At 64.9% G+C, this 17,924-nt stretch carries 17 protein-coding genes; 11 read left to right on the forward strand and 6 right to left on the reverse strand.

The features are described from left to right. The first annotated feature begins 30 nt into the window (after window positions 1-30). The 6 genes from ABC319_RS05615 (at window position 31) to ABC319_RS05640 (ending at window position 6,331) form a co-directional block, all read left to right on the forward strand. Window positions 31-654, forward strand: coding sequence for a PEPxxWA-CTERM sorting domain-containing protein (locus tag ABC319_RS05615; protein WP_413069277.1), 624 nt, complete (start codon window positions 31-33; stop codon window positions 652-654). A gap of 157 nt (window positions 655-811) precedes the next feature. Then, window positions 812-1,243: a 50S ribosomal protein L11 gene (gene rplK, locus ABC319_RS05620; protein WP_188658790.1), complete on the forward strand. Its 432-nt coding sequence runs from the start codon at window positions 812-814 to the stop codon at window positions 1,241-1,243. Between the two features lie 4 nt (window positions 1,244-1,247). Beyond that, complete coding sequence (gene rplA / locus ABC319_RS05625) at window positions 1,248-1,940, forward strand: 50S ribosomal protein L1 (protein WP_413069278.1); 693 nt, start codon at window positions 1,248-1,250, stop codon at window positions 1,938-1,940. Between the two features lie 819 nt (window positions 1,941-2,759). Beyond that, window positions 2,760-3,863, forward strand: a complete 1,104-nt coding sequence (locus ABC319_RS05630; RefSeq protein ID WP_413069279.1) for a glycoside hydrolase family 43 protein — start codon at window positions 2,760-2,762, stop codon at window positions 3,861-3,863. Then, window positions 3,860-4,330, forward strand: a complete 471-nt coding sequence (locus ABC319_RS05635) for a YaiI/YqxD family protein (RefSeq protein ID WP_413069280.1) — start codon at window positions 3,860-3,862, stop codon at window positions 4,328-4,330. Before ABC319_RS05630 ends, ABC319_RS05635 begins: the two co-directional genes overlap by 4 nt. A gap of 348 nt (window positions 4,331-4,678) precedes the next feature. Beyond that, window positions 4,679-6,331: a thiamine pyrophosphate-binding protein gene (locus ABC319_RS05640; RefSeq protein WP_413069281.1), complete on the forward strand. Its 1,653-nt coding sequence runs from the start codon at window positions 4,679-4,681 to the stop codon at window positions 6,329-6,331. A 77-nt stretch (window positions 6,332-6,408) separates the two neighbouring features. Here the strand turns inward: ABC319_RS05640 and ABC319_RS05645 are convergent, their stop codons facing one another. Both ABC319_RS05645 and thiS read right to left on the reverse strand, forming a co-directional pair. Beyond that, complete coding sequence (locus ABC319_RS05645; RefSeq protein WP_413069282.1) at window positions 6,409-6,591, reverse strand: CsbD family protein; 183 nt, start codon at window positions 6,589-6,591, stop codon at window positions 6,409-6,411. A gap of 119 nt (window positions 6,592-6,710) precedes the next feature. Then, complete coding sequence (thiS, locus tag ABC319_RS05650; RefSeq protein WP_413069283.1) at window positions 6,711-7,745, reverse strand: sulfur carrier protein ThiS; 1,035 nt, start codon at window positions 7,743-7,745, stop codon at window positions 6,711-6,713. Window positions 7,746-7,836: 91 nt separating this feature from the next. Between thiS and aroQ the strand changes: the two genes are divergently transcribed. The 3 genes from aroQ to accC are packed head-to-tail and all read left to right on the forward strand — an operon-like array spanning window position 7,837 to window position 10,149. Further along, window positions 7,837-8,271 carry a type II 3-dehydroquinate dehydratase gene (gene aroQ / locus ABC319_RS05655; protein WP_413069284.1) on the forward strand — a complete coding sequence of 145 codons (435 nt, stop codon included), beginning with the start codon at window positions 7,837-7,839 and terminating at the stop codon, window positions 8,269-8,271. A 31-nt stretch (window positions 8,272-8,302) separates the two neighbouring features. Further along, the gene (gene accB, locus ABC319_RS05660; RefSeq protein WP_413069285.1) at window positions 8,303-8,794 is read left to right on the forward strand and encodes an acetyl-CoA carboxylase biotin carboxyl carrier protein; all 492 of its coding nucleotides are present in this window, start codon (window positions 8,303-8,305) and stop codon (window positions 8,792-8,794) included. A 2-nt stretch (window positions 8,795-8,796) separates the two neighbouring features. Continuing rightward, on the forward strand, window positions 8,797-10,149 hold the full coding sequence (gene accC / locus ABC319_RS05665) for an acetyl-CoA carboxylase biotin carboxylase subunit (protein ID WP_413069286.1): 1,353 nt from the start codon (window positions 8,797-8,799) through the stop codon (window positions 10,147-10,149). A 457-nt stretch (window positions 10,150-10,606) separates the two neighbouring features. On the opposite strand, the gene ABC319_RS05670 is transcribed toward accC, so the two are convergent. Both ABC319_RS05670 and ABC319_RS05675 read right to left on the reverse strand, forming a co-directional pair. Then, on the reverse strand, window positions 10,607-11,188 hold the full coding sequence (locus ABC319_RS05670) for a hypothetical protein (RefSeq protein WP_413069287.1): 582 nt from the start codon (window positions 11,186-11,188) through the stop codon (window positions 10,607-10,609). A gap of 15 nt (window positions 11,189-11,203) precedes the next feature. After that, window positions 11,204-11,908, reverse strand: coding sequence for a hypothetical protein (locus tag ABC319_RS05675; protein ID WP_413069288.1), 705 nt, complete (start codon window positions 11,906-11,908; stop codon window positions 11,204-11,206). A gap of 1,113 nt (window positions 11,909-13,021) precedes the next feature. Between ABC319_RS05675 and ABC319_RS05680 the strand changes: the two genes are divergently transcribed. Both ABC319_RS05680 and glnA read left to right on the forward strand, forming a co-directional pair. Beyond that, window positions 13,022-13,360, forward strand: a complete 339-nt coding sequence (locus ABC319_RS05680) for a P-II family nitrogen regulator (protein WP_188658778.1) — start codon at window positions 13,022-13,024, stop codon at window positions 13,358-13,360. A 124-nt stretch (window positions 13,361-13,484) separates the two neighbouring features. Further along, window positions 13,485-14,897: a type I glutamate--ammonia ligase gene (gene glnA, locus ABC319_RS05685; protein ID WP_413069289.1), complete on the forward strand. Its 1,413-nt coding sequence runs from the start codon at window positions 13,485-13,487 to the stop codon at window positions 14,895-14,897. Between the two features lie 190 nt (window positions 14,898-15,087). Here the strand turns inward: glnA and ABC319_RS05690 are convergent, their stop codons facing one another. Further along, entirely contained in the window at window positions 15,088-16,071 is a 984-nt protein-coding gene (locus ABC319_RS05690; protein WP_413069290.1) for a quinone oxidoreductase family protein, read from the reverse strand. A 26-nt stretch (window positions 16,072-16,097) separates the two neighbouring features. Next, complete coding sequence (locus ABC319_RS05695; RefSeq protein ID WP_413069291.1) at window positions 16,098-17,861, reverse strand: SLC13 family permease; 1,764 nt, start codon at window positions 17,859-17,861, stop codon at window positions 16,098-16,100. Between the last annotated feature and the right edge of the window lie 63 nt (window positions 17,862-17,924).

The following is a 17,924-nucleotide window of genomic DNA, read 5'->3' on the forward strand; positions in this document are numbered from 1 at the left end:
ACCCACCCGCGATAACTGAAAGACCAGACGATGACGAAGACGACGACCCGCTTGCTGGCGGCTGCGATCCTGTGTGCCCTGCCGGCAACGGCGAACGCCGCGGCGACCTTGAAAATTGAAAACGGCAAACTGACCGGCGCCAGCGGCGTCGTAGTCGATGGCAAGACCTATGACGTGACATTCGCCGATGGGAAATGCGCCACCGTTTATGGCAAGTGCGACGCCAGCAACTTCACGTTCACGACCCGGGCCAGCGCGACGCTGGCCGCACAGGCGTTGCTCGATCAAGTGTTTCTCGATGGATCGGCAGGGGCGTTCGACAGCGACCCCGCACTGACCGCGGGTTGTTCATTCGTGAGCAGCTGCGAAAGCTACATCGCCTATGCCACTGGGCCTATCGGCACCTATGAGACGTTCGAACCCGTGGTTGCCCTCAACACGAAGGACAGGCTGGCGGATGAGGTCGTCACGTACGAGATGAAGGCCCAGAAATTTTTCGACACCGCGCCGGCCAGCGCCGCGAACTTCGCCCTCTTCACGCCCACCGCCGCCGTCCCCGAGCCCGCCACCTGGGCGCTGATGCTCGCCGGCTTTGGCCTGACCGCCACCGCGCTCCGCCGCCGCCGCGTCCGTTTCGCGGGCGCCGCCGCCTGACCCTTGCCGGAACGGGCGACGTCCGCTAAGGGCCCGCCTTTCCGTCCACCGATGGGAAGCTTGCGGGAGGGGGTCTTCATCGGCCCCCGTCACCACCGCTCGACTTGAAACGAGGCCGCCCGCCCTGCCGGGTGCGCGGCCGAATTGAAAGAGTGACATGGCAAAGAAGATCACAGGTTACATCAACCTGCAGGTTCCTGCCGGCGACGCGAAGCCCGCGCCGCCGATCGGCCCCGCGCTGGGTCAGCGCGGCGTCAACATCATGGAGTTCTGCAAGGCGTTCAACGCCGCGACGACCGACATGGCCAAGGGGACGCCGATCCCCACCAAGATCACCGTCTATGCCGACCGGTCGTTCAGCTTCGAGACGAAGACGCCGCCGGCCACCTTCCTGATCAAGCAGGCGATCAACCTGAAGTCGGGCTCGAAGGAGCCGGGCAAGTCGGTCGCGGGCAAGATCAAGATGTCGCAGCTGTCGGAGATCGCGCAGGTCAAGATGAAGGACCTGAACGCCAACGACATCGAGGCGGCGACGAAGATCATCGCCGGCTCCGCCCGCGCGATGGGCCTCGAAGTGGTGGAGGGCTGATAGCATGGCCAAGCTGAGCAAGAAGCAGAAGTCCGTCTCGATCAATCCCGAGCAGCTGCACGGCATCGACGAGGCGATCGCGCTGGCCCGCACCAACGCCACCTCGAAGTTCGACGAGACGATCGAGGTCGCCCTGAACCTGGGCGTCGATCCGCGTCACGCCGACCAGATGGTCCGCGGCGTGGTGAACCTGCCCAAGGGCACCGGCAAGACCGTCCGCGTCGGCGTGTTCGCCCGCGGCGCGAAGGCCGACGAGGCGCGTGAGGCCGGCGCCGACGTCGTCGGTGCCGAGGACCTGATGGAGACCATCCAGGGCGGCACCATCGATTTCGATCGCTGCATCGCGACCCCGGACATGATGGGCGTCGTCGGCCGCCTCGGCAAGGTGCTGGGTCCCAAGGGCCTGATGCCGAACCCGAAGCTCGGCACGGTCACGATGAACGTCGCTCAGGCGGTCAAGGACGCCAAGTCGGGCCAGGTGGAATACCGCGTCGAGAAGGCCGGCATCATCCATTCCGGCATCGGCAAGGCGAGCTTCCCGGCCGAGGACCTGCGCGCGAACTTCGACGCGCTGGTCGATGCGGTGGTGAAGGCCAAGCCGTCGGGCGCCAAGGGCAAGTATGTCCGCAAGATCGCCGTTTCCTCGACGATGGGCCCCGGCATCCGGGTGGACACGGCGGAAGTAGCAGGCGCGTAACGCAGTTACGGGCCGGTGCGCGCAAGCGCAGCGACCCGCCCGGCCGGCGCGGCACCGCCGCGACCGACGGCATGGGATTTACTCCCATGCCGAAGCGAGGCGCGTAGCGAATGCTACACGCCGCTCCGCCGAAGGCGGACGCGACCGGCCGGCCAGCGCGGCACCGTCCGCCCCGACAGAAAAAGGCCGGAGGAGCGATCCTCCGGCCCTTCTCCGTTTCCGACCCCGGAGCACGAAGCAAACCACACCCTCCCCGCCACAGACGAAGTTCGCAAAACACTTCCGTCATCCCGGCAGACGCCGGGGCCCATCTCTCCGCGAGCGTCCGAACCGTTGATGTTCCCGTGTCCATGGGTCCCGGCGTGCGCCGGGATGACGGAAAATGGAGTGGAAGGGGACTTTCGCAGAGGTCTCACATTCGCCGGGATGACGAAGGAACCGGAGCGCTTGAGAGACTTTCGCAGGGGTCTCGCAAAGGCCGAAGTCCGACGCAAATCACCGTCGTAACCAGCCGCAACGCACCTCGCCGCCCGTCCCCAACTGGGCCCCGGCCTTCGCCGGCGAGGCAGAGGAGGGGTTCAGCACGAACCGAATAGAAACCGACCGCCCCAAGCCCCTCCCCTTCAGGGGAGGGGTTGGGGTGGGGCGTCTCCACGGGTGCCACGTCCGCAGAAAGGCCCAACCCCCGCCACCTAACCTGAAGAAGAGAAAAGCAGAGCGCAGCCCGCACTCCGCCACACCGCTTGCACCCCGATAAAAAGTCCGACAAATACCCACCAACGATCGTTGCCAAGAACCGCGGTCTAGGGAGAGCAACCGATGAAAGCCGCCACCGCCCTGACGATCGTCGCAGCCGGCATGACCGCGCCCGTCATCGCCCAGGCGCCCTCGCCCGCCCGTCCCCAGCTCGAAATCGTCCGCACGCTCGCCGCCCCCGCGGCCGCCCCCGGCGAGGCCGCGAAATCCGCCTATCTGCTCGTCTATTTCAAGGACGAAACCCACTCGCTCCATTTCGCCACCTCGCGCGACGGATACAGCTTCACCGACGTCAACGATGGCGAGCCCGTCCTGTCCGGCCGCGCGATCGCCGAGCAGCGCGGCATCCGCGATCCGCACATCATGCGGGGGCCCGACAACGCCTTCTACATGACCATGACCGACCTTCACATCTACGCGAAGCGCGACGGGCTGCGCAGCACCGAGTGGGAGCGGCCGGAGGCGCAATATGGCTGGGGCAACAACCGCAACCTGCTGATGATGAAGAGCACCGACCTGCTCCGCTGGACAATCGCGCGGGTGAACGTATCGCGCCTCTTTCCCGCCTATCGCGACGCCGGCAGCGCCTGGGCGCCGGAGACGATCTACGATCCCGGGGCCAGGCGGATGATGGTCTATTTCACCACCCGGATCGGCAACGGCCCCAACTACATGGTCTCGTCGCACGCCGATCCTGCCTTCACCACGCTGACCACCGCGCCGCGCAGGCTGCTCGACTATCCCCGGCCGGGCGTGAACACGATCGACGCCGACATCACCCGCGTCGGCGGCAAGTACCGCATGTTCTACGTCGCGCACGAGAAGCCGGGCAACATCCGCCAGGCGGTGTCGGACCGGATCGCGACGGGCTATGTCTTCGATCCGGCGAAGGTCGATCCGGAAACCGTCGCGGCCGAGGCGCCGACGTTGTGGCGGCGCCACGGCACCGGCACCTGGGTGCTGATGTACGACGTGTTCGGCGCGAAGCCGAACAATATGGGCTTTTCGGAGACCGCGGATTTCCGTACCTTCCGCAACATCGGCCGCTTCAACGATCCCGGCTCGCCGATGAAGGCGACCAACTTCACCGCGCCGAAACACGGCGCCGTGATGGCGATCACGCCGGCAGAGGCGGCCCGGCTGGCCGGCTATTTCACCCGCCGATGACCGGCGCACCCGCCCCCTTCGCCCGCATCCTGGTCGATGCCGATGCCTGCCCGGTCAAGGACGAGATCTACCGGGTCGCGTGGCGGGTCGGTGCGGCGGTCACCATCGTCAGCAACCAGCATCTGCGCGTGCCGCAGCATCCGCTGGTCGACCGGGTCGTCGTCGGCGACGGCTTCGACGCGGCCGACGACTGGATCGCAGCGGCGGCTGGCCCGCGGACGGTGGTAATTACGGCCGACATCCTCCTCGCGGATCGCTGCCTGAAGGCGGGGGCGACCGTGCTGTCCCCGACCGGCAGGCCCTTCACCGCCGCCTCGATCGGCGGGGCCATCGCCACCCGCGCGATCATGGCCGACCTGCGCGCCGGCGGCGACCAGATCGGCGGCCCCGCCCCCTTCGCGAAGGCCGATCGCTCCCGCTTCCTCTCCGCCCTCGACGCCGCCCTGGTCAAACTCGCCCGCGGCTGACGCCCCGCCAGCCCGGCCATGAACAAGCCCTCTGCAAAAACTCCTCCGTCATCCCGCCGTACGCCGGGAGATGAAGCACCACCCCGGCGAAGGCCGGGGTCCAGTTGGAATGGCCGGCCTGACGATCCGCAACGCCCCGCTCTGCCGTCCCCCTGCTGGACCCCGGCCTTCGCCGGGGTGGTGGATCATATCCCGGGGGGCCTTCGCAGAAATCTCGCCTCCGCCGCGATCTCGATTATCCCACGACTGATGACGTCGAGGGAAGACCTGGCCGGGGACAGCGCGCACGGGGGCACCCGTCGCCACCTTCCCCTTCACACCGCCCGATCCGGCGCTACGCTGCCCGCCATGACCCAACGTACCGGCGGCCGCCTCCTCGTCGACCAGCTCCTGATCCAGGGCTGCGAGCGCATCTTCACCGTTCCCGGCGAGAGCTTCCTCGCCGTTCTCGACGCGCTCCACGACACGCCCGCGATCGATCTCGTGACCTGCCGGCAGGAGGGTGGCGCCGCGTTCATGGCCTGTGCCGACGGCACGCTGACCCACCGCCCCGGCATCGCCTTCGTCACCCGCGGGCCCGGCGCCACCAACGCCTCGATCGGCGTCCATGTCGCGATGCAGGATTCGCAGGCCATGATCCTGTTCGTCGGCGACGTCGATCGCGCCACCCGCGACCGGGAGGCGTTTCAGGAGGTCGATTTCGCCGCGATGTTCGCGCCGCTGTGCAAATGGGCGGCACGGATCGACGACGCCGCCCGCATCCCCGAATATGTCGCGCGCGCCTATGCCGTCGCGATGAACGGGCGTCCCGGCCCGGTGGTGCTGGCCCTGCCGGAGGACATGCTGCTCGACACCGTCGACGCGCTCGATCGTCCCCGCATCACCCGCACGCCGCAGGGCTGCGACGAGGGGGCGATGGCGCATCTGGCCGACCTGCTCGCCACCGCCGAACGCCCGGTGGCGATCGTCGGCGGCGCCGGGTGGGACGGCGTCGCCGCGCAGGATCTCGCCGCCTGGGCCGATCGCACCGGCGTGCCCGTCGTCGCCGCATTCCGCCGGCAGGACGCGGTGCCCAACGACTGTCCCGCCTATGCCGGCAATCTCGGCTACGGCCCCAACCCTGCCTTGCTCGCCCGCATCCGTGCCGCCGACCTGCTGCTGGTCGCCGGGCCGCGGCTGGGGGAGGCGACGACCGACGGCTACACCCTGATCACCCCCGATCATCCCGGCCAGCGGCTGGTCCATGTCCATCCCGATCCGGACGAGCTCGGCAGCACCTATCGCACCGATCTGGCGATCTGCGCAGGGATGGCCGAATTCGCCGAGGCGCTGGTCGCGGTAGACGGACCGCCCCGCGCCGGCGGGGAGGAGGCGCGGCGCGACTATCTCGCCTGGTCCACACCCGCCCCGCGCGACGGCGTCACGCTCGATCTGGGCCAGTGCGTCGCCGCGATGAGGGCCGCGCTGCCCGCCGATACCGTCATCTGCAACGGTGCGGGCAATTACAGCGGCTGGTGGCACCGCTACTGGCGCTATGCCGGTCCGGGGACGCAGCTGGCGCCGACCGCGGGGGCGATGGGATACGGGCTGCCCGCCGCGATCGCCGCGTCGCTGCGCGATCCCGCCCGCAGCGTCGTCGCGCTGGCCGGTGACGGCTGTTTCCTGATGAACGGGCAGGAACTGGCGACCGCGGTCCAGCACGGCGCCTCGCTCATCGTGCTGGTGATCGACAACGGTGCCTATGGCACGATCCGCATGCATCAGGAGCGCGAGTTTCCCGGTCGCGTCGCCGGCACCCGGCTGGCCAACCCGGATTTTGCCGCGCTCGCCCGCGCCTATGGCTGCTGGGCGGAGCGCGTCGAGAGGACGGAGGATTTCGCCGCTGCGCTGGGCCGCGCGCAGGCGATGTCAGGGGTCCGGCTGCTGCATCTGGTAACGGATGTCGAGATCACGACGCCTGCCACGACCCTGTCGGCAATCGCCACCCGCCCGCGCGCCTGATCTGGCCGACAGCAGACAAAGAAAAGGGGCCGCACCGTTTCTACGGTGCGACCCCCTTGTCCAGTGATCGTCAGCAATCAGATCTTGTCGCCGAGCGCACCCTTGACACTGCCCTTGACGTCCTGGCCGGTGCCCTTGACCTGCTGGGCTTCGCCCTCGGCGCGCAGCTGCTCGTTATCGGTGGCCTTGCCGATCGCTTCCTTGACGTTGCCTGCGACCTTGTTGCCCGCTGCTGCGACCTTGTCGGTGAATTCGCCCATGATGGCCTCCGTTGCTGTCCGCTGGCCGCCGACCGGCCTGCTTCGACATTCGGATATTCCAACGGATGCTGACCGGACCGGTTCCGTGACAATCCCGTAACCTGATCGAAAATACTGCTTCAGATCAGCCCGGCCAGCGGGCTCGACGGATCGGCATAGCGCCGCTGCCCCATCCGCCCGGCGCGATAGGCCAGCCGCCCGGCCTCCACCGCCGAGCGCATCGCCGCCGCCATCATCACCGGATCCTTGGCCTCGGCGATCGCGGTGTTCATCAGCACGCCGTCGCAGCCCAGCTCCATCGCCACCGCCGCATCCGATGCGGTGCCGACGCCGGCATCGACCAGCACCGGCACGCCTGCCCCCTCGACGATCAGCCGGATGGTGATGCGGTTCTGGATGCCCAGGCCCGACCCGATCGGCGCGCCCAGCGGCATGATCGCCACCGCCCCGGCATTCTCCAGCCGCTTCGCCGCGATCGGATCGTCGACGCAGTAGACCATCGGCAGGAACCCTTCCTTGGCCAGCACCTCGGTCGCGCGCAGCGTCTCGTACATGTCGGGGTACAGCGTCTTCGCCTCGCCCAGCACCTCCAGCTTCACGAGGTCCCAGCCGCCCGCCTCGCGCGCCAGCCTCAGCGTCCGGATCGCGCTCTCCGCATCGAAACAGCCGGCGGTATTGGGCAGGTAGGTGAAGCGCTTGGGATCGATAAAGTCGGTCAGCATCGGCGCATTCCGGTCCGACACGTTCACCCGCCTGACCGCCACCGTCACGATCTCCGCGCCCGATGCCTCCAGCGCGGCGGCGTTCTGCGCGAAATCCTTGTACTTGCCGGTCCCGACGATCAGGCGGCTGCGGAACGTCCGCCCCGCCACCGTCCAGCTGTCGGTATCCACCGCGCCCGCATGGTCGCCGACGCCCCCCGCGATCGGATGATCGCCGCCGCCGACAAAGTGGACGATCTCGAAATCGTCGCCATCCTCCACCTGCACGTCGGCCAGCGTCGATCGCGGCACCACCTCCATGTTGCGCTCCACCGCCACCTTCTCGGGCACCAGCCCCAGTTCGCTGGCCAGCTGCGCGATGCTGATGCCGGCCGTCACCCGCTTGTGATCGCCGTTGACGGTGATGGAGACGGTGCCGTCGCTATGGGGCATGGGGTCGGGTCCTCGACTTGGCACGGGGCATGGGGGTAGGAACGGGCTCGATCTAGGTGCCGATGCCGGGCGCCGCAACCGGAACCCCGTGATGACCGACACCATCTTCGTCCTGAACGGCCCCAACCTGAACCTGCTCGGCACCCGCGAGCCGGAGATCTACGGCCACGACACGCTCGACGACATCGCCGGCCAGCTCGAGGACCGCGCCCGCGAGCTGGATCTCGACATCGACATGCGCCAGTCCAATCACGAGGGGCATCTGGTCGACTGGCTGCACGAGGCGCAGGCGCGCGGGGCAAAGGCCGTGATCCTGAACGCCGGCGCCTTCACCCACACCTCGGTCGCGGTGTACGATGCGATCAAGGGCATCCGCACGCCGGTGATCGAGGTCCATCTGTCGAACCCGCACCGGCGCGAGGAATTCCGCCACACCAGCTATGTCGCGCGCGCCGCTCACGGCACGATCGCCGGCTTCGGCGCGCATTCCTATGTGCTGGCGCTTGAAGCGGCGGCCCGGTTCTGACAGACGCGCGCGCTTGAACAGGGAAGTTTCCATGACCGATCCGACACCGAACGACCCGATGCAGATCGACGTCGACCTCGTCCGCCAGCTCGCCGAGCTGCTGGACAACACCCAGCTGACCGAGATCGAGGTCGAGGACAAGGACCGCAAGATCCGCGTCGCGCGCAAGGCCGCGCCCGTCGCCGCCCCGGTCCAGTACGCGCCCGCGCCCTCCGCCGCCCCGCTCGCCAGCCCCGCCGCCGGCGCCGCGGTGATCGCGGAGGTCGGCGCCGCCGCCGCGCCGCCCGTCGCCGATGCGGTCCGCTCGCCGATGGTCGGCACCGCCTATCTGTCGCCCAATCCCGAGGCGAAGGCGTTCGCCCCCGTCGGCGCCCGCGTCGCCGCCGGCGACACGCTGCTGATCGTCGAGGCGATGAAGGTCATGAACCCGATCGTCGCGCCCACCGCCGGCACCGTCACCGCCATCCTGGTCGAGAACGGCCAGCCGGTGGAGTTCGACCAGCCGCTGGTCGTGGTGGAATAACCATGCCCCAGATCCGGAAGCTCCTGATCGCCAATCGCGGCGAGATCGCGTTGCGCATCCACCGCGCCTGTCACGAGATGGACATCCAGACCGTCGCGGTGCATTCCACCGCCGATGCCGATGCCATGCACGTCCGCCTCGCGGACGAGGCGATCTGCATCGGTCCGCCATCCGCGACCGACAGCTACCTCAACATCCCCAACATCATCTCCGCCGCGGAGATTTCCGGCGCCGACGCGATCCATCCCGGCTACGGCTTCCTCAGCGAGAATGCCCGCTTCGCCGAGATCGTCGAAAGCCACGGGCTGCTGTTCGTCGGACCCAAGCCCGAGCATATCCGCACCATGGGCGACAAGGTGGAGGCAAAGCGCACCGCCGGCGCGCTCGGCCTGCCCCTCGTCCCCGGCTCCGACGGCGCGATCACTGACATCGCGGAGGCGACCGCGCTGGCCGAGCGGATCGGCTATCCGGTCATCATCAAGGCGGCCTCTGGCGGCGGCGGTCGCGGCATGAAGGTGTGCGAGCGGCCCGACCAGCTCGAATCGCTGATGCAGCAGGCCGGCAGCGAGGCGAAGGCGGCCTTCGGCGACGCCACCGTCTACATGGAGAAATATCTCGGCAACCCGCGCCACATCGAATTCCAGGTGTTCGGCGACGGAGAGGGCAACGCGATCCATCTGGGCGAGCGCGACTGCTCGCTCCAGCGCCGTCACCAGAAGGTGCTGGAGGAGGCTCCCTCCCCCGTCATCTCCGCCGAGGATCGAGCGCGCATGGGCGGCGTGGTGGCAAAGGCGATGGCCGACATGGGCTATCGCGGCGCCGGCACGATCGAGTTCCTGTGGGAAAACGGCGAGTTCTACTTCATCGAGATGAACACCCGCCTCCAGGTCGAGCATCCGGTCACCGAGATGATCACCGGCATCGATCTGGTCCGCGAACAGATCCGCATCGCCGAGGGGTATCCGCTATCCTGCCGCCAGGAGGATATCCACTTCCATGGCCACGCGATCGAATGCCGCATCAATGCCGAGGATCCGCGCACCTTCACCCCCTCGCCGGGCAAGGTCACGCAGTTCCACGCGCCCGGCGGCATGCACGTCCGCGTCGATTCCGGCCTCTACGCCGGCTACAAGGTGCCGCCCTACTACGACAGCATGATCGCCAAGCTGATCGTCTACGGCACCACCCGCGAACGCTGCATTGCCCGCCTCCGCCGCGCGCTGGAGGAATTCGTGATCGAGGGCATGAAGACCACCATCCCCCTCCACCGCGCCCTGATCGAGGACCCGGAGTTCGCCGAGGGCGCCTACACGATCAAGTGGCTGGAGGAATGGCTGGCGAAGGAGACGCCTTAGCCGAGCTACGGCGCACCAGCGCCAGCCACGGCCAGCGCGGCGAAGCAGCGCCACAAGGCGCGATGACCTGTCCTGAGCGCCTGCCTTGGCAAGCAATCGAAGAGTCGCGATTGACGGCGCGGCGGGCGTGAGTCGGCCGCGATATCCGGCACCGACACCCCGTCGCCCCTGCGCAGTCAGGAGCGTCTCGCCGCTCCTGACTCGCCCGCTGCCAGCAAGGCCCCTGCCCACGCGGGGGCGACGAATCTATCCTACGACGGCACGCACCGATGGGGACCACCATCTACCGTAACCCACACCGTTTGAAATCACCCGCCATCTTCGTCGTCGTGACAAGTGCCAACACCCCGTTTCTTGGTCATCAGAACACGTTCTGACGAATGACATTTGAAGATTTTTCTGAAGGTATTACCTGGCCAAGCTTTCAACGGACTGCGTGAATTTCGGGATTTAGCCGCTAGCTAGACTCAACTTGATGTAAGATCGATTCGTAATCTGGTGAAGGATTTACCTCCCTCATTCTGGCTATGTACTGCTCTCTATCCCGGTATCTACCTGTCAGACGCAAAAGTAACGGAACACGCAAAGAATTATGACCACCAGGAAGATTTAGTTCCTGAGCTCCCAAATCAGCAATGTCATCCAATGTTATAAATCTACCCTCAATCGCCGAGATAGCATTACTTATCTCATCTATCTGAGAAATTGACGTACTATCCACATCGAACGATCGCGCCGACTTAATACCAGCCCATGCTGCGATAGTATCGATATATCCCATTATGGTAGGCACGTGCTTCCCAGTCGCAGCATTTTGCGCCGCGATATAGTCACTGTTACATATCTTTTGATCAATCTCTTTTATTCGGAAACCAAAGACGAATGTGGCTCGAACTAGCGCCTGGCCTGCAACGGATAATCTGACTTGATAATCAAATTTAGCGCCGGGTTTGTCAAAAACACCTTGGACAACTTCTGAGTATCCAGACGCGGTAAGCATTGATCGAACGACATTTACAAAGTTTTTCGTGACAGTCACAGCCTTTTCTCCAAGCTACTTGCATTGACTGGCGACATTTACCGTAGCTACCGCAAATTTCATGGGCCGGCCAATAGGCTGACCAACTGTAAATCCAGCTAACGCGGCGTTCTGCCCATAAGGGATCGCTTGGCCATTTACGATGCCCTCGGCAACAATCGGTTGATTTCGCACAAGAAGATCTTCTGACGCACCTTCATAGTCCAGAATAGTTTTGATCTCGGTTACTCCGGTAGGAAAACCATTGACCGACTCCACAATGTCAAAGCGGGCCCTCACGCCCATATATTCAAAGGTTACCTCTCTTTGCGTTGAGAGGGATGGTAGATCCTGCTCCATAGCGCGAGCGATGCCGTCAGCAACACAATCATGAATGCGTCTACGCTTGTTTAACTCGTCTTTTCGTGCAACCTGATTATACGGCGAAGGCAATGCAGCAAAATCATCCAGCGCAGATGGATCATAGAGCGGCGTGATATATCGATAGAAAAAATCTGTATCAAATCCGTTGTGACCGTATACTAAGATCTCTGGAGATAAATCCGTTGGTACGCACTGTCCTCCTTGCCAGTACCAATCTCCGTTGCAAGATAGTTCGCTGGTTCCATATCCGGCCTCCGCAGAGTCATAAATAAGAGGTTCTGATATACTTGTTAGCGCTATTAACATTGTAATCAGTAGTACTTTTATGAATTTCGCAATGCCATTGTATGTAGCCATTTTGACAATCCTTTTAGTGAAAAAAATCATATGTTTCTCTGAAATGACAGAGATACTTGGTAATTACCACTAATGGACTTAGTTGATACTAAACTGCCTGGTCGTATACCGGCATTTGCAAGCTCGCTGTTCATCGCGCCTGAGTCGAGCCTTACGCAAACTGCGATCACGTCATGCGAAACAGCATCAGCGCCGGGAGTTGCAGTCATTGTGCAGCCGGTAATCTGGCACAAGAACTGCAGCCCACTCCTAAACAGTGCAAGATCATCTATAGTTGATCGGCCAAAATCTTGCTTATCTATTGAGAGTTTTGTTCTTCTATCGATGAATCTCTGCAGTACAATAAGTTCTAAGACTTTCTCTTGAGCTCTAAACTGCTTGCCATGGATAGAAGTATCTATCTTATAATCGGATGAACTCCATTCTTGTTGATTGGTTCGATTACTCTGAATAACCTGTACTTTTGCCGTTTGAACCGAATTAAGCTTATCTTCAGGCCAAATTGATCGTTGAATTTTTGTCCAATTGATCAGTGAGAGGATAACAAGTATGCTTATTAACAATCTTGTGTATCGCATCTATTCTTTCTCTGACATTGTCAGTTTATCTCTAGTATAAGAGCTGAACAGCATGCCACAAGCGATTGTTTAAAGTGGACACGTGAAGCAACCGATCAATGGTTACACATAACCAGATGAAACTGGCCGTAAAAATAGAGAAAGGAATGGCGCATCTATCAGAGTACTATTGGCAGAATGGTCCAAAATGGATCTAACCTGCGGCTTTCCGAGTCATGGATGCCAAGTCCGAGCAACTTATTTCCTCAACACAATCCTCGCCGTCCTGGCCGAGGCCAGCGCCAACGTGACGATTATCGATTGTCTCGGCACGCTGCTTGCCGCGGTCGAACTTGCCCGCTCCCAGCAAGGCCCCGGTCTGCGCAGCGTCAGAATTAACCCACCCCTGCCCCCGAACCGGGCACCCCAACCCCGCCTGCCCGTTTTTCCAGCACCATTTCCCCCCACACCGGGGTTGCCCCGAGGGGCACCGAATGGCACGCTGCGTGCATCGTCCCACGCGGGCGAGGGTTCTAATCGCGTACCGGGGGAAGCCGTGAAAAAGGTCGAGGCCATCATCAAGCCGTTCAAGCTGGATGAGGTGAAGGAAGCGCTGCACGAGATCGGCGTGTCCGGCATCACCGTGACCGAGGCGAAGGGCTTCGGCCGGCAGAAGGGCCATACCGAGCTCTATCGCGGTGCCGAGTACGTCGTCGACTTCCTGCCCAAGGTGAAGCTCGAGGTCGTCGTTGAGGACGGGCTGGCCGAGCGCGTGGTGGAGGCGATCGCCGCCGCCGCGCAGACCGGCCGGATCGGCGACGGCAAGATCTTCGTCATCCCGGTCGAGACCGCACTCCGCATCCGCACCGGCGAACGCGACGAGGCGGCGATCTGACTTTCACCCCTCCCGCTGGCGGGAGGGGTCGGGGGAGGGCAGTGCCGCACTCCCCGCACCATCCATCAACGCCCACCTGCCCCCTTCCGTCGAGCGGGAGGGGGATCAAGAAGGAACAAGTGACATGGCCGCGACTGCCAACGACATCCTGAAGCGCATCAAGGAAGAGGAGATCGAGTGGGTCGATCTTCGCTTCACCGACCCCAAGGGCAAGTGGCAGCACCTGACCATGGTCGCCTCGCTGCTGGGTGAGGACGAGTTCACCGACGGCCTTATGTTCGACGGTTCGTCGATCGAGGGCTGGAAGGCGATCAACGAGTCCGACATGACGCTGAAGCCCGATCTGGACGCGGTCTACACCGATCCGTTCTCGGCCACGCCGATGCTGATCGTGTTCTGCGACATCGTCGAGCCTTCGACCGGCGAGCTCTATGCCCGCGATCCGCGTTCGACCGCGAAGCGCGCCGAGGCGTATCTAAAGACCACGGGCATCGGCGACACCGTCTATGTCGGTCCCGAGGCCGAGTTCTTCATGTTCGACGACGTGCGGTTCGAGAACAGCTACTCGACCAGCTACTACAAGATCGACGACATCGAGCTGCCGGGCAATTCGGGCCGCGAGTATGAGGGCGGCAACCTGGCCCATCGTCCGCGCGCCAAGGGCGGCTATTTCCCCGTCGCGCCGGTCGACTCGGCGGTCGACATCCGCGGCGAGATGGTCTCGACGATGATCGAGATGGGCCTGCCCTGCGACAAGCACCACCACGAGGTCGCCGCCGCGCAGCACGAGCTGGGCCTGACCTTCGGCACGCTGACCACCACCGCCGATCGCATGCAGATCTACAAGTATGTCGTGCACCAGGTCGCCCACGCCTATGGCAAGACGGCGACCTTCATGCCCAAGCCGATCAAGGAAGATAACGGCTCGGGCATGCACACCCACTTCTCGATCTGGAACGGCAAGGAGCCGCTGTTCGCCGGCAACGGCTATGCCGGGCTGTCGGACATGTGCCTCTACTTCATCGGCGGCATCATCAAGCATGCCAAGGCGGTCAACGCCTTCACCAACCCGTCGACCAACAGCTACAAGCGGCTGGTGCCGGGCTACGAGGCGCCGGTGCTGCTCGCCTATTCGGCGCGCAACCGCTCGGCCTCGTGCCGTATCCCCTACGGTACCGGTCCGAAGTCGAAGCGGGTCGAGGTCCGTTTCCCCGATGCGCTTGCCAACCCCTATCTCGCCTATGCGGCGCTGATGATGGCCGGCATGGACGGCATCCAGAACAAGATCCATCCGGGTGAGGCGATGGACAAGAACCTGTACGACCTGCCCCCGGCCGAGCTGGCCCAGGTGCCGACCGTCGCCGGTTCGCTCCGCGAGGCGCTCGACTGCCTCGAGGCCGATCACGACTTCCTGCTGAAGGGCGACGTGTTCTCGAAGGACCAGATCGAGGCGTTCGTCGAGATCAAGCGGTCGGAGGTCGCCCGTTGGGAGATGACCCCGTCGCCGGTCGAATACGACATGTACTACAGCGGCTGATGCGCAGGGAACGCGCAGGTAACCCGAGCTGCCTGCGCGTTCCCAAGCCCGGCCGGCGGGGCACCGCCCCGACCGACGACGCGGCTTTGCCGCGCCGCCACATCCGAACGAAACGGGGCGCCGCGCCCACCTGCCTCTCGTCAACCGATCATTGACGATCAACGTACACTTGACGCAGGTCCGGCGCGGTTCAGACCATCATCACGGTGCTGCCGTGCGTCTGTCCGGCCTCCATCGCCCGGTGCGCCGCGGCGGCTTCCTCCAGCGGAAACATCTGCCCGATCACCGGGTCGATCGCACCCCGCGACAGCATCTCGAACACCCGGTCCGCCATCGCCTGGCGCTCGCCTTGCGTGGTCGCATAGTCGAACAATGTCGGCCGCGTGACGAACAGCGAGCCGTGCGCCGCCAGCGCGCCCAGGTTCACGCCGTCGACGGGTCCGCTTGCATTTCCGTAACTTACGATCATCCCGCGCCGCGCCGTCGCGGCCAGTGACGCCGCCCAGGTCGCCTTGCCGACCCCGTCCAGCACCACCGCGGCACCCTCGCCACCGGTGATCTCGCGCACCCGCGCGGCGACGTCCTCGCTCCGGTGCAGCACGACGTGGTCCGCTCCGGCATCGCGTGCGATCGTCGCCTTTTCCTCGCTGCCGACGCTGCCGATCACCACCGCGCCGATCGCCTTCAGCCATCCGACCAGCAGATGGCCCACCCCACCGGCCGCCGCATGGACAAGAATTGCCTGTCCTGCCCGTATCTTGGCGCATTGTTCGATCAGCATCGCCGCCGTCCCGCCCTTCAGCAGGAGCGCCGCGGCGGTGCGGTCGTCGACGCTGTCGGGCAGGTGGACGAGCTGGTCGACCGGCACGTTGCGCGCCGTGGCATAGGCGCCGCGCGACGGCCCGAACGTGCCGACGCGATCCCCGACATGGAACCCGTCCGCCGGCCCCCCGACCGCCTCGACCACGCCCGCCGCCTCGGATCCCAGCGCGCCGGGCAGGTCGATCTTGTACAAGCCACTGCGATGATAGGCATCTATGTAGTTCAGGCCGACCGCGGTGTGGCGGATGCGCGCTTCTCCCGGGCCCGGTGGCGGCAGGTCGACATCGACCCACTCGATCACCTCGGGTCTGCCGGTCCGCTCAATCCGGGCGACGCGTGCTGGCTGGTTCATGCAGGCCTCCTTGATGCCGCCCGACCCTACAGCGGCCAGACGAGCAGGATCAACGGCGTACCGACCAGCAGCACCAGCACCGACAGCGGCGCCCCCAGCCGCGCATAATCGCCGAAACGATAGCCGCCCGGCCCTAAAACCAATGTGTTACACTGGTGCCCGATCGGCGTCAGGAAATCGCACCCCGCCCCCACCGCCGTCGCCATCAGAAACGCCTCCGGTCGATAGCCCAGGTCCCCCGCGAACGTGGCGGCGATCGGCGCCATCACCAGCACGGTCGCGGCATTGTTCAGGAACGGCGTCACCGCCATCGCCGCCGCCAGGATCAGCGCCACGGCCCCCCAGGCAGGCAATGTCGCGGCAAGCTGCGACAGGCCGGTCGCGATCACGTCCGATGCGCCGGTGGTGCGCAGCGAATCGCTAACCGGGATCAGCGCGCCGAGCATGATCAGGATGGGCCATTCGACATGGTCGTACGCCTCGCGCACCGGCAGCAAACCGGTCGCCATGATGACGCCCGCGGCGGCGAAGAAGGCGACGGCGACCGGCACCCACCCCATCGCCCCCATCGCAATGCCCAGCACCGCGATCGGCAACCAGCCGCGTCGGCTGCTGCCTAGCCGCACGGTCCGCTCCGCCAGCGGCAGGCAGCCGAGCAGCCGCAGCCGCTCCGGCATGCGCGGCAGCACGCCCTGCAACACCATCACGTCGCCGGCGCGCAGCACGGTCTCCGACAGGCGTCGCGACAGCCGCTCCCCCTGCCGGGAAATGGCAATCAGGCTGACACCGAAACGCTGGCGCAGCGCCAGGTCGGCCGGCGTTTCGCCTGCGATCGGAGAGCCCTGGTTGATCACCGCTTCGATCACCCCGACCTCTTCGTCGCCGTCCTCCTCGCGCCGGTCGTGCTCGCCTTCCAGCCGCATGCGATCCCCCGCGATCACACGCTCCAGCGCATCCGGCTCGCCACCCATGATCAGCGTGTCGTTCTCGTGCAGATGCAGATGGCCGTGCGGCATCGTCCGGATGCCGGCGCGCACCAGCTGGGTGATCGTCACCTCCTGCTCGTGCCGGTCCAGGAACTCCGACACGGTCTCGCCGATCGCCGGGGAGCCGGCCGGAACCGCCGCCTCGGTCACATAGCCCCGGATGTCCAGCGCCTCGCCCATCGTCGGCGCGCCGCGCCGGTCCTGCGGCAGCAGGCGATAGGCGATCGGCAGGTAGATCAGGCCCAGCGCCATCATGCCGAGCCCCACCGGCGTGTAATCGAACATGCCGAACGGATGCCCCGTCATCTGCTCGCGCACGCGACTGACGATGATGTTCGGCGACGTGCCGACCAGCGTCATCAGCCCGCCGAGCAGCGAGGCGAACGCCATCGGCATCAGAAAGACGGAGGGGCTGGCGTCGTTCTTGCGCGCCAGCTGGAACGCGCCCGGCATCAGCATCGCGAGCGCACCGATGTTCTTGACCAGCGCCGATGCGAACCCGACCGAGGCGACCAGCACCAGAAGCTGGGTCCGAACGCGCGTGACCCGGCGCGACATCCGCGCCAGCACCCGCTCGATCACCCCCGATCGCTGTACCGCGGCAGAGATGACCAATGCCGATCCGACGATGATCACGATATCGTCGGAGAATCCGGTGAATGCCTCCTTGGGCGAGACGATGCCCAGCGCCAGCGCCGCGAGCAGCGCGATGATCGCCACCACGTCGTAACGGAATCGACCCCAGAGGAAGAGGGCCATCATCCCGATCAGCGTCGCGATCGAGAGATATTGCGGCAACGTCATTCAGTCCCCCGGCCCCAGTCCGTGGATAAACCCTCGAGATGACTATGGTGTCCGTCGGGGCGG

The sequence above is a fragment of the Sphingomonas phoenicis genome (genome assembly GCF_047238005.1).
Classification (GTDB): Bacteria; Pseudomonadota; Alphaproteobacteria; order Sphingomonadales; family Sphingomonadaceae; genus Sphingomonas.